We start from the raw sequence: 12317 nt of genomic DNA, 5'->3' as shown, positions 1-12317 counted from the left end.
TGTGATTTTTTTCATAAAAAAAGACTACCAAGTCTAAATTAATATTCAATCTTTTTGAATAAATCAAGGATCATCATTATTAATATGATCATAGTAAAGTTTTCCAATGTTGTGTTCTAATTCATGTTGAAAAACAATTGAGCGATACTGTCTTAAAGTTAATTGAACGTTTTTCTTAGTTAAATAATCATATCCTTCAACAATTATTTTATAAGCACGTGGAACAATTCCTTCACGATCAACTTCAACAGATAAACATCCTTCACCATCTTCAAGAGCCACAATTTGTTCGGACTTAGCAATAATTTTAGCATTAATCATTGCATATTCTTCACCTTCTTCAGTATATTCAAATCTAGCAAAAAACATATTTAAGTTTGCTCCGATTTGTGGAGCTGCCAAACCAACTGCTGGTCTTAAATAATCTTTACCGTCTTCTTTATTTAAAATTGGATCTTGTGAATAACGTGTAAAGTCTATCAAACGTTGCATAATAAGTTCTTCTTCGGGTTTTAAATTAGCGGGATCTGCTACATTTACACTTGTTGAACGAATAATTTTTTTATTATCGTCTTTTACTAATCACTTATTAGTAGGTATTTCACTTTGTAATAAATCTTTTTCAATATCTAATTTCATTGCAACCTCGCTTTTATTTATTATATAAGTTTGAAAAGTTAATATCAATAAGACCTATATATTAAGCCTATATTTGATATAATTAATTAAATAAAGAGGGAGGTAGTATGCAAGTCATAAGCGGAAAATATGGCGGAAGAAAACTAATTGCTCTTGAAGGAATGAACACAAGACCAACTAGCGCCAGAGTTAAAGAAGATATGTTTAATATTTTAAATAATTATTTTATTTGAGATAACAAAACCTCTTTAGATTTATTTGGGGGAAGTGGAGCCTTATCAATTGAAGGTATTTCACGAGGAATTAAACACGCTTATATCAATGATCACTACCATCCAGCAATGGAAATAATTAAGCAAAATTTAAAAGGAATCGATAAAACTTCATATACTTTATATGAAAAAGATTATGCAGATCTTTTGGAAATATTTAAACTAAAAAATATTAGTGTTGATTTAATTTATTTAGATCCTCCCTTTCCAAAAATAGAATATTATTATGATTTTTTTAACAAAATATCACAATATAATATTTTGAATAATTGAGGAATAATTTTAACCGAAGCACCAGAGTTATTAAACCTTGATCAAATTTCAGGTTTAACTTTATTGAAATATAAAGATTTGAAAAATAAACATCTATATGTATTTAGATTAGAAAGAGAATAAGATGAAAAAAGCACAAGGAAGAATGGTTATTATTTCAGGACCATCAGGAGTTGGAAAAGGAAGCGTCAACTCAATTTTAAGAGATGATGAACATTTAAATTTAGTTTATTCAGTATCGATGACAACAAGAGCTCCCCGCAATGATGAAAAAAATGGAGAACACTATTTTTTCGTAACTAAAGATGAATTTGCGCATGCTATTGTTAATAACGAATTAATTGAATATGCACAATTTGTTGGTAATTCATATGGAACACCAAGAAAATATGTTGAAGAAAAAATTGCTGAAGGTAAAAATGTAATTTTAGAAATTGAAGTTGATGGTGCAACTCAAGTTATTAGAAATGAAAAAAATGTTTTATCTATTTTCTTAATGCCACCAAGTTTAAGTGAATTAGCAAATCGTATTCGTGGTCGTCAATCAGAAACTGAAGAAGTGATAAAAGCTAGATTAGATAAAGCAATGCTTGAAGTTCCTCTAAAACATAATTATCAATATGTGGTTGAAAATGATAACGTTGAAAATGCAGCAGCAAAAATTACTGATATTTTAGAAGTTGAAAACGCAGCAATTCCAAAAGGTAAAACTATGCGTCAAAAATTACATGAAATGATCACTCAAATTGTTAAAGAAAAATATATGTTCTTTGTAGAAAATTGAGAAAACAACGTTAAATTATTATCAACAGATGAAGAAGCGACTGCTAAAGAATTAAAAGACTTCGACGCTGAATTTAACTTGATCGAATTATTAACTGATAATTTATATCGAAAAGTATTAGCACACGGTGATTTTAATGATTTATTAGATAAGGAGTTCGTAATGAAGAAAATTGAAAAACTGATGTTTAAAATCGATTTCTTTAGTATTGAACAAAGTCAAAAATTAAATGGATAATTCTAGAAAACAAAGCTGAGAAATTTTAAAAAATGTTTTTTCAAATAAGTCATTTTCAAATATTTTATTAAATGAAGTATCTAAAAATCAAACTAATGAAAAATTTAAAAATCTTACATTTGCAATTGTGCACGGAACAATTACTTACAAAATTTATTTAGATTATTTAACTAAAAAGTTAATTGATTTTAAAAAAACTCCACAAGATATTCAAATTTTATTGTGAATGAGTATTTATCAAATTAAATTTTTAGAAACAATTCCCCACTATGCAATCGTTAACGAAGCAGTAATGTTAGCGAGTGAAGTGAATCCTAAATTCACAGGACTAGTTAATGCTTGTTTAAAACGTGTAATCAAAGAAAAAGAATCTTTTTTCACAGTTGATATTAAAGATGAAAATAAGAGAACTTGTGTTGAAAAAGGATTTCCCTTCTTACTATTTAAAAAAATAGAAAATGACTATGGAACAGATATTGCTTTAAAATTGGTTGAAGATTCTGTTAAAAAACCTCCAATCAGTTTTAGAGTTAATACTTTAAAAATATCTAAAGAAGCATTTATTGAAAAATATCAATCAGAATATGGTCTTAAAGAAAGCGATATTAAAGATTGTTTGATTGCATCAACTTCAATCGTTAAATCATCAATGTATTTTGAAGGTTTAATTACAATTCAAGATCCCGCTTCAATTTTAGTGGCTCAAACTTTAAATCCTAAGGAAAATACTAAGGTTTTAGATATGTGTTCAGCACCAGGTGGTAAGTTAACTCATCTTGGGGCAATCATGAAAAACACCGGTGAATTACAAGGATATGAAATTAGTGAATCTAAAATTAGATTAATTAAAGAAAATGTTTTAAGATTAGGTTTAACTAATATCGAATTAAAAAATGGTGATGCTAGAAATATTGATCAAAAAGAAAGTTTTGATTCAATATTATTAGATGCACCATGTTCGGGTTTTGGTGTTTTAAAACGTAAACCAGAAATCAAATTTAATAATTTGGATGATCAATCATTAAAAGAAATTATTGAATTACAAAGTCAACTTTTAGATACAGCATATTACAATTTAAAAATTGGTGGTGAAATGGTTTATTCAACCTGTTCAATTAATTTAGATGAAAATGAAACTCAAATCAAAAAATTCATTACAAAATATCCTAATATGGAAATCATTTCTGAAAAACAACTTTTTGGTTATGAAAATAATACTGACGGTTTTTATATTTGTAAAATGAGAAAAAAATAATTCTCATTTTTTTATATTCCAATACAAAGCACAACATCTTTTAAAAAAATAAACTTTCTAATTATTCATGAATATTTTTTAAGTATTATTAAAATAAAGAGGTAATAATATGAGCTTTCCAAAATTAATCATCGATTTAGAAAAAATAAAAAATAATGCATTGATAGTTGCTGAAGAATCAGCGAAAAGAAATTATGAGTTAATTGGTGTTGAAAAACTTGTTGCGGGAGATCTTGAAGTAGCTAAAACTTTGATTGATGCAGGAATCAAAACACTTGCTGATTCAAGAATTAAAAATCTTTTGAAGTTGAAAGATTTACAAGCGAAGAAAATGTTATTAAGAATCCCGATGCTTAGTGAAATTGATGAATTAGTTGATATTGTTGATGTTTGCTTAATTTCAGAAATTCAAACCATCATTGAAATCAATAAAAAGGCAAAAAAAGTTATTGAAATTATTTTGATGATTGAAACTGGAGACATTCGCGAAGGTTTATATGATAAAGAAATTATTTTTTCAACAGTTGAAAAAATTAAAGAATTAAAAAATATAAAACTTGTTGGTTTGGGGACTAATTTTGCATGTTTTGGAGCAACTGTTCCTAGTGTTAATAAAATGATTGAACTTGTTGCTTTAAAAAATGAAATATCAAAAAAATTTGATATTATAATGCCAAAAATTAGCGCTGGATCATCATCACATTTTACAATTTGAGATGATAAAAAATTGCCAGTAGAAGTTAATCAAATTAGAGTAGGAGCAGCAATTCTTATGGGGATCGGTTTGAATGATGAACCAATTGATTTTCTACAACAAAATATTTTTACACTTCAAGCAGAAATTGTTGAAATACAAAATAAACCTAGTGCAAGTTGAGGAGAAAAAGGACTTGATGCTTTTGGAAGAGAAAAACATTTTGATGATATCGGCATTAGAAAAAAAGCAATTGTTGCTTTAGGAAGACAAGATTGTCCTTATGATGAAATTACTCCAGTTAAAGAACATATGAAAATATTGGGACAAAGCAGTGATCACACAATATTAGACATTACTGATTATGAACAAGAATTAAAAATTGGTTCTATTATTGAATTTAAATTATCATATTTAGCAGTTCTAAGTTTGATTACTTCTGAGTATGTTGCAAAAACTTATAAGAAATAAAATTTAAATACTTAAATGAGAAATAATTCTCATTTTTTTTATACTCCAATAAGGAGGTAAATATGTTTAAAACAATGATTATGGCGCTTTCTGTTGGCAATGCTTTAGCAACATCAGATAATTATCCAACAATTGGTGCTAGCGAAATTAAAATGTCCACATATGAGAGTGGTCAAAAGAACAATTATTCTGATGGAGGTTTTGATAAAGTAACAGAAATTTTACTTGATGATAAGATTGAAGAAATGATTAAAGATGGTTTTGATTTAAAAATTAATTTTATTCTTGAAGAACAAGTCAAACCAGTAAAAGGTGTTATTAAAACTAATAAATTTGCTATTAAAAATTTAATTTTAAATTCAAGTAAGAAAATTACTGAAAGTGAAATATTTAAATATAAGTTGGACAATAATATTCCTGAAATTAAAATGGGAATTAGACTTAGTATACCTACAAGTAATAAATTAAATATTCATATCGAAAGAAAGAACTTTCCTAATCAATATGAATTAGATAACGTAGTAGTTTCATATAGAAGTTTACATTTCAAAAACATTTCTATACAAGCTATTCCTAAATGTATTGATTTATACTCTTCAAATATAATAATTGAAAGAAATGTTCATTTTGATGAGAATGGTTTAACAGATTGAGGTAAGTCAATTAGAAACTATTTAGCTGAAAAATTTCCAGCTGATGAAGTTGATAATTTCATAAGTCTTTATAGTATTGATCGAAAAGAATTCTTCAAATTTATTAGAATGATTAACTCTAATAAAAAAGTTCCTGAGTTTGTTTTAAAATTTGGTAAAACGGATTTATTACTTAAAAAGAAATACAAAAATAATTTTGGAGAAAAAATTTTAACTTTCAAAATTAAATATAGTTATGATATTAGAAATTATTTCACTAATAGTGAAATAAAAAGCGAAAAAGATATTATTGATATTTTTGAAAAGAAAAAATGACTTAAAGAAGTATTTGAATATAAAGTTGATGATAATAAAATTAAAGTAATCGCCAAAAACTTAGATGAACAAATACATAAAATCCCTTTGTACTTCACAATTGAAGATTCTCAGATTAATTTAGTTACTCAGATTGCAGATATTGATTCAAATAAAACAAATGTTGAAAATAATCTTGGTAAAGAAAAAGAGATTGAAAATAGTCGACAAACAAATTCAATTCAAAATAATAAAAGCTTTTTATATGTCATAATTGGACTTTTAGCTTCTCTAATTATTTTAATTACTGCAGTTTTTATATTTTTGATTTACAAGAAAAGAAAACTAAAATAAACATAAAATGATAAAATTATATTAGAGAGTTTCGAGGTATTCAGTGAAATTTAAAGCAGAAAAATTATCTGATAAAGGTATTTACAGAAAAAACAATCAAGACTATACAGATTTTGCAAAAAATAGCCATGGTGATTTTTTTGGTATTGTTTGTGATGGAATGGGTGGTCATTCTTTTGGAGAAATTGCATCAAAAATTTCTGTTGATACTTTTATTGAATACTTTAAAGAATCTAATTTTTCTGGAAATACTGAAGAAGAAAATTTTGCTTGATTAAGTAATGGTGTTAAATTAATTATTAAAAAAATGAAGGCATTTGCTGAAGCTCATCCAGAAACATTGGATATGGGAACTACATTAACATGTATCCTTTTTACAAATGAAAAAGGATATGTTTTAAATATTGGAGACTCAAGAACATATAAATTTTCTAATGATAAAATTCGTCAAATTACAGTTGATCAAAACCTATATAACAATACTGATCCTGAAAAAAGAGATGAAATTAATAATACAAAATCATACGGAACAAGATTTAATGAAATGACATATTGAAAAGTTCTAACAAGTGCATTAGGACCTTCTAAAACAATTAAAATAGATAAGACTTTATTAAATAATATTAAAGGTACATATTTTTTAACAACAGATGGAATTCATGACTATATCGATCACGATACAATTAAAGATTTCTTATCTGATAAAGGTTCTATGAAATCAAAATGTGCAAACATAATTTCATTTGCAAAGGGTAATATGTCAACTGATAACTTAACGATTTTAATGATAGAGGTGCAGTAATGGCGCAAATCAAAAAACCAAAATATGTTGATATAAAAAAAGGTTTGATAATTAAAAATCGTTATAAAATTATTGATTTTTTAAGTAATGGTGGGCTTGCTGATATTTATATCGTTGAAGATATTACAAATTCGGGTGATAAAAAAGTTATGAAAACCATACCATATTCAAATCCTGGTGAAAATGATAAAAAAAGAATTGAAAATGAAATTCAAACTTTTTCAAAACTTATTTCAAGTAAATATGTAACACCAATTTATGATTTTGGAATTGTTAAGAGAGAATCAGGCGACTTTCTTTATTTAATAATTGAACATATGGCAAAAGATTTTAAAAGTATTGTTGATAGCAGAATTTTATCAAATGATGAAGCAATACATTATTTTACACAAATTGCTAAAGGGATGCGAGACATCCAAAACGCAGACATTAACCATAGAGATTTAAAACCGGGTAATGTATTGGTTAGTTTTAATGATGAGTTAAAAATTAGTGATTTTGGTACTTCAAAAATCTTAGGTGAATCATATGGAGATCTATCGTTTAAAATGATGACACGCAAATATGCGGCCCCAGAACAACTAATGGATGTTGAAAATAATGAAAATCTTAAACAAGTAGATATTTATGCATTTGGTGTAATGTTATATGAAGCAATTACAGGTGCTAATGTTGTTAATTTTTGAATTGAAACAAACAAAAAAAATACTCAAGATATCGCCAATGAAAAAAAAGTTTCAAAAAATTATTTTTCAACAGTAATTAGACATAAATCTAAAGCACCAATTGACATTGATCAAAAAATATATCCGGGGTTATCAGCTATTGCTATGAATTGTTTAATAAAAGATTATAAAAATAGATATCAATCATTTGATGAGATTTTAGAAGATTTAGAAAAAATTAAAAGAAACCCAAAAGCTGAAATTAAATTAAAAGAAGAAGGAAACTTTGAGCATCTTAGAAAAGTTATTTCTGAATCAGATAAAGAAAATAAATTAATAAAAATTAAAAAATTTACAAATAAATTTGGTGTTAGATATATACTACCAACTGTTATATTATTGTCTTTACTACTAGTCGGAATATTTATAGTTATTTTATTATAAAGGAGAAAAATGCAAGGAATTATTATTAAAATTGATAGTTCATTAAGCTATTTACTTAGTGAAGGGAAAATATATCAAGCAAAACTTAAGGGTAATGTTAAAACTAAAATCAAACCATTGGTTGGTGATAGTGTTACTTTTGAATTTTTATCAGGTGAAGAATCTGTATACATAGTTGATATTCATAAAAGAACATCAGAACTATACAGACCTAAAATAGCTAATGTTAATCAAGTTTTAATAGTTACCGCTCTTTATGAACCTATTTTCGCTTCTTATATACTAAATAAATATATTGCTAAATTGGAAACTAAAAATATTGAAGCAGTTTTAATTTTTACTAAGCCAGATCTTTTAGATCAATACTCAAATAAAGAAGAAATTTTAGAAAAAATAAATTGATATAAGAAAAGCTTATACAATGTTATTGTTTTAGATAATAAAAATCCAGACGCAACAGAAGTTGAAAAATTAAATAAAACTTTGCAAAACAAAATTTCAGTATTTGTTGGTCAAACTGGTGCTGGTAAATCCACTACTTTAAATAACTTTTTACACTTAAATGAACAAATTAAAACTCAAGAAATTTCTAAAAATTTAAATCGAGGAAAACATACAACTACATTGGTACAGCTTTATGCTATACAAAATAATATTTTAATAGCTGATACTCCTGGTTTCTCTTCATTTGATCTAAATGAAATTGAAATTGAAGATTTAATATATGGGTTAAAAGTGTTTAAACCATATTTAAATAAATGTAAGTTTATTGATTGCATTCACATCAATGAAAATCAATGTGCTATCAAAGATGCTGTTGATCAAAATGTTATAGCAAAATTTTTCTATGAAGATTATGTAAAAATGATTGATGAAGTAAAATCAAGAAAGGTAAAATACTAAATATGAAAAAACCAATTATAGCACCAAGTGTGCTTAGTGCTAATTTCTTCGATTTAAAATCAGAAATTAAAAGATGCGATGAAGCAGGAATTAAATGAATTCATTATGATGTAATGGATTTTGATTTTGTTCCAAATTTAACATTTGGTTCAAAAATTTTAAAAGATATTACTGATAATTCTAAAATTAATATCGATATCCATTTCATGGTAAAAGTAAAAACTAAAAATTTCGAAGATTTTTTTGTAGATTACATTAAATGTAAACCAAAAATGATGACTATGCACATTGAGTCTATGTCTAAAAAACAAACAAATCTTTTTATAGACATGTGTATAAAAAATAAAATTGATCCTTCTATTGCGATTTCTCCAAAAACCAAAGTTAAAAAAATCGTTGATTTTTTACCTAATATTAAAAATGTATTGGTTATGTCTGTTGAACCAGGATTTGGTGGTCAAAAATTTATTGAATCAGTTTTACCAAAATTTGATGAATTAAACAAAATCAAAAGTGAGCAAAATCTAAATTTCAAATTGGAAATTGATGGAGGAATTGATGATCAAACAATCAAACTAGTAAAAGAAAAAAATGTTGATATGGTTGTTGCTGGTAGTTATCTATTTAATTCTAAAAACTTTTCAGAAAGAGTTGATGGGTTAATAAATGATTAAAAATGCAGTTATAGTTTCTAGTTCGACAAATGTTAATTTAGAAATGTTCAACAATGACAACAACATTTTTATTGGCATTGAAAGAGGCGCTCTTCATTTAATTGAGAAGGGTTTTAAAATAGATTATGCATTAGGAGATTTTGATAAAGTTTTGCCTGAAGAACTAGAATTAATTAAAAGTGTAGCAACTAATTTTGAAATTGCTTCAGTGGATAAAGATTATTTAGATGGTGAACTAGCGATTATTAAAGCAAGGGAAATTGGTGCACAAAACATAGTATTTATTGCAAATCCGACAAAAAGATATGATAAAAACTTGTCAATATTTGGCTTAATTTTTAAATATGATATTAAATTTATTAATGATGAAACAAGCATATTTAAAATTAAAGCAGGGGAAACAAAATTGCCTTTTGAAAATTATCAAAATAAAACTTATGTAACTTTTGTGGCTAAAGAAAAAACAATAATAAGTATTAAAGGCTTAAAGTATGAAGCTACAAATTTAGAAATTGATATTTTTGGAAATGAATGTATTTCAAATGCGTTCATCCCATATCAAGATGCAATGATAACTACAAATAAAGATATTATTTGTATAATGACTAAATAAAAAAGAACCAATTTTGGTTCTTTTTAGTTAATATTTAATTTCATTGTTTTTTCAGCAATTTTATTAGATCTTTTAGCATTTTTTAAGTTTGATTTAGCTCTTTTTACGCGATCTTTCGCAATTTCATACTTATATTTACTTAAATCTATTTCTTCACGTGTATATGCGAATTTCAACTGTCTTTTAGTGTTTTCCATATCTACTTTAGCAACAGTTAACTCTGCACGAGCTATCTTTAATTCAGATTCAGTTTTCATAACGATTTCATCGGTTGACAAAATACTTGTGTAATCTATTGTATCAAAAGGATTTTCGTCTTCATCATAAACTTTTAAAATTGTTTTTGAATTTTTAGCTATGCTTTGTGCAGCTTCCCTTGCTTCATGTTGAGTTTTAAAATTACCATAATCATCATTTTTGACGTGGTAAACGTCATTTTTGTCTTTTTCAACAGTTCATGGCATATTACCACCCCCATTCCTATTAATCTTACTTTAGAAAATAAAAAAAATAAAGGATAACCTTTATTGTAATTTTATCTGGTGCCCTCTATCGGGGTCGAACCGATACGAGTTTCCTCGTCAGATTTTGAGTCTGATGCGTCTGCCTATTCCGCCAAGAGGGCAATATAATATAATTATAATCATAAAAGTTTACATTTCATTAAAATAAAGTATTATTTATATATAAAGGAGAAAATATGAAAAAATATAAATATTTGGCAATCTTTTTTCAACTTATTTGAATTTTCTTATTTGCTTTAATCGGTACTTTAACAGCACACTTTACAGGAAATTCATCTTTAGGATATATTTCCCTTATTGCGATTTATCCAATAATTTTATTAACTTGATGAGTAATGAGTATGAATACAAATAAAAAAATGGATGCATTATCTAAAGTTGGTAACTTAATTATTTTAAATATACCTGCCTATTTTTTAATTAAAAAAGCAACAAGTGTTGCAAACGAAAAATATAGAGCAGAATTGGCAGAATCTAATAAGTATAAATTAGAAGCAGAAAAAGAATTTGACCAATCAGTCTTTATTCCTGAATGAGAAAAAGAGCGAATTGCAATTAAACAAGCTAAAAAGAAGGCTAAGCCAGTTAATAAAGTGACTTATGAATCAAAAATTGATATTGAAACAGTTGTTAGCAGAAAAATTATTCGAAATTTCATTAAATTTGTAATGTATGAAGTTTTTGTTGAAAATGAAGGAATTACAAATACTTTTAAAATCACAGAATTAATTAAAGAAAAAATAAGTGATCAAAAAACTAGAAAAAAACTTATTAGTGAATACAATGCAAATTTAAATAAATGAAATAAATTTGACAAAAAAGAAGCTAATATAAAAATTGATGTAGTTAATTTATTATCATCAATTTCTCCTGAAGAATTAATGATTGCACATAAACAAGATAGAGTAGATATTACTATTGAAGTTCAAATACTATTAGGATTATAAAATACGGTCATTAGCCGTATTTTTTTATTGTTAATAAATTTTTAAATAAAAAAAATAAGACCAATGTCTTACCGATTATTATTAAGCAACAACTTTATCTTGTTTTTTAAGTGTTCTTAAAGTTCTAGCTGAAACTTTGATTGTGAAAACTCTTCCATCTTCGTCCATTACTTTAATTTTTTGTAAATTTAAGTTTCATTTTCTTTTAGTTGCGTTTAAGGCGTGTGATCTTGAGTTTCCTGAAAGAGCTCCCTTACCTGTTAATGTATCTTTTCTTGCCATGTTGTTTCACCTCTCAACTTTATTCGTTATACTTAAAAATATTACTAAAACATTGCTCTAATTGCAACTAAAAACAATATATTTAATAAAAATAGCAAAATCAATAATAAAAAATGCGTTTTTTTGACTTTTTTAACAACTGATATTGATTACAATATTTCTTTGTATGTTAAAATAAAGTAATGAAAGTCGGGTGATTTTGTGAATACAATTGATAAATCAATTATAAAGGTTATCAAAGACGCAGTTGTTACAGTTCCTGGAGTTGCTTCTTTTGCAGATTATAATGCAGAAGATTACTCAGAATTACCAACTAAAGAAATTGATAATGCCATAGAGTTCACAAACACAGACAACGTAACTTTATTTAGAATTCATGTAATTCTAATTAATGGAGTTAATATTAAAGATGTTATTAACGAAATTCAAATTCGTGTTAAATATGAATTAGAAAAAATTTCAAAATTTACAGTTAAATACATGGTTGATGTAGCTGTAGCAGATTTAATGTAAGAACATTAAATCAATAAAAATAAA

The 12317-nt window shown here is 25.9% G+C and carries 15 protein-coding genes and 1 tRNA gene; 12 read left to right on the top strand and 4 right to left on the bottom strand.

What is annotated here, in order from left to right; genetic code table 4:
* Positions 1 to 33: 33 nt before the first annotated feature.
* Positions 34 to 639, bottom strand: a complete 606-nt coding sequence (locus T347_RS0100235; protein ID WP_245594776.1) for a peptide deformylase — start codon at positions 637 to 639, stop codon at positions 34 to 36.
* A gap of 107 nt (positions 640 to 746) precedes the next feature.
* Between T347_RS0100235 and T347_RS0100230 the strand changes: the two genes are divergently transcribed.
* The 10 genes from T347_RS0100230 (at position 747) to T347_RS0100185 (ending at position 10027) form a co-directional block, all read left to right on the top strand.
* Positions 747 to 1307, top strand: coding sequence for an RsmD family RNA methyltransferase (locus T347_RS0100230; RefSeq protein ID WP_031542069.1), 561 nt, complete (start codon positions 747 to 749; stop codon positions 1305 to 1307).
* Position 1308: 1 nt separating this feature from the next.
* Positions 1309 to 2205, top strand: a complete 897-nt coding sequence (gene gmk / locus T347_RS0100225; RefSeq protein ID WP_031542066.1) for a guanylate kinase — start codon at positions 1309 to 1311, stop codon at positions 2203 to 2205.
* Positions 2198 to 3460, top strand: a complete 1263-nt coding sequence (gene rsmB / locus T347_RS0100220) for a 16S rRNA (cytosine(967)-C(5))-methyltransferase RsmB (RefSeq protein ID WP_031542064.1) — start codon at positions 2198 to 2200, stop codon at positions 3458 to 3460. The genes gmk and rsmB overlap by 8 nt, the downstream gene beginning before the upstream one ends.
* 109 nt (positions 3461 to 3569) lie before the next feature.
* Positions 3570 to 4625 (top strand): alanine racemase, encoded by a 1056-nt coding sequence (locus T347_RS0100215; RefSeq protein WP_031542062.1) that lies wholly within the window; start codon positions 3570 to 3572, stop codon positions 4623 to 4625.
* A gap of 62 nt (positions 4626 to 4687) precedes the next feature.
* Entirely contained in the window at positions 4688 to 5926 is a 1239-nt protein-coding gene (locus tag T347_RS0100210; RefSeq protein WP_031542060.1) for a hypothetical protein, read from the top strand.
* Between the two features lie 43 nt (positions 5927 to 5969).
* Entirely contained in the window at positions 5970 to 6728 is a 759-nt protein-coding gene (locus T347_RS0100205; protein WP_031542058.1) for a PP2C family protein-serine/threonine phosphatase, read from the top strand.
* Entirely contained in the window at positions 6728 to 7837 is a 1110-nt protein-coding gene (locus T347_RS0100200) for a serine/threonine-protein kinase (RefSeq protein WP_031542056.1), read from the top strand. Before T347_RS0100205 ends, T347_RS0100200 begins: the two co-directional genes overlap by 1 nt.
* Positions 7838 to 7846: 9 nt before the next feature.
* Positions 7847 to 8740, top strand: coding sequence for a ribosome small subunit-dependent GTPase A (rsgA, locus tag T347_RS0100195; protein ID WP_031542054.1), 894 nt, complete (start codon positions 7847 to 7849; stop codon positions 8738 to 8740).
* A 2-nt stretch (positions 8741 to 8742) separates the two neighbouring features.
* On the top strand, positions 8743 to 9414 hold the full coding sequence (locus T347_RS0100190) for a ribulose-phosphate 3-epimerase (protein ID WP_031542052.1): 672 nt from the start codon (positions 8743 to 8745) through the stop codon (positions 9412 to 9414).
* Positions 9407 to 10027: a thiamine diphosphokinase gene (locus T347_RS0100185; RefSeq protein WP_031542050.1), complete on the top strand. Its 621-nt coding sequence runs from the start codon at positions 9407 to 9409 to the stop codon at positions 10025 to 10027. The genes T347_RS0100190 and T347_RS0100185 overlap by 8 nt, the downstream gene beginning before the upstream one ends.
* Positions 10028 to 10050: 23 nt before the next feature.
* Here the strand turns inward: T347_RS0100185 and T347_RS0100180 are convergent, their stop codons facing one another.
* Both T347_RS0100180 and T347_RS0100175 read right to left on the bottom strand, forming a co-directional pair.
* A complete protein-coding gene (locus T347_RS0100180) occupies positions 10051 to 10491 on the bottom strand; it encodes a hypothetical protein (RefSeq protein ID WP_031542047.1) in 441 nt (146 codons plus the stop codon).
* 76 nt (positions 10492 to 10567) lie between these two features.
* Positions 10568 to 10652, bottom strand: a tRNA-Leu gene (locus tag T347_RS0100175).
* A 75-nt stretch (positions 10653 to 10727) separates the two neighbouring features.
* Between T347_RS0100175 and T347_RS0100170 the strand changes: the two genes are divergently transcribed.
* The gene (locus T347_RS0100170) at positions 10728 to 11498 is read left to right on the top strand and encodes a hypothetical protein (protein WP_031542045.1); all 771 of its coding nucleotides are present in this window, start codon (positions 10728 to 10730) and stop codon (positions 11496 to 11498) included.
* A gap of 81 nt (positions 11499 to 11579) precedes the next feature.
* Here the strand turns inward: T347_RS0100170 and rpmB are convergent, their stop codons facing one another.
* On the bottom strand, positions 11580 to 11780 hold the full coding sequence (gene rpmB, locus T347_RS0100165) for a 50S ribosomal protein L28 (protein WP_031542042.1): 201 nt from the start codon (positions 11778 to 11780) through the stop codon (positions 11580 to 11582).
* A 201-nt stretch (positions 11781 to 11981) separates the two neighbouring features.
* Between rpmB and T347_RS0100160 the strand changes: the two genes are divergently transcribed.
* A complete protein-coding gene (locus tag T347_RS0100160; RefSeq protein WP_031542040.1) occupies positions 11982 to 12293 on the top strand; it encodes an Asp23/Gls24 family envelope stress response protein in 312 nt (103 codons plus the stop codon).
* The last annotated feature ends 24 nt before the right edge of the window (positions 12294 to 12317 follow it).

The sequence above is a fragment of the Mesoplasma photuris ATCC 49581 genome (assembly GCF_000702725.1).
GTDB lineage: Bacteria > Bacillota_I > Bacilli_A > Mycoplasmatales > Mycoplasmataceae > Tullyiplasma > Tullyiplasma photuris.
This window is presented reverse-complemented; position numbering and strand designations above follow the sequence as displayed.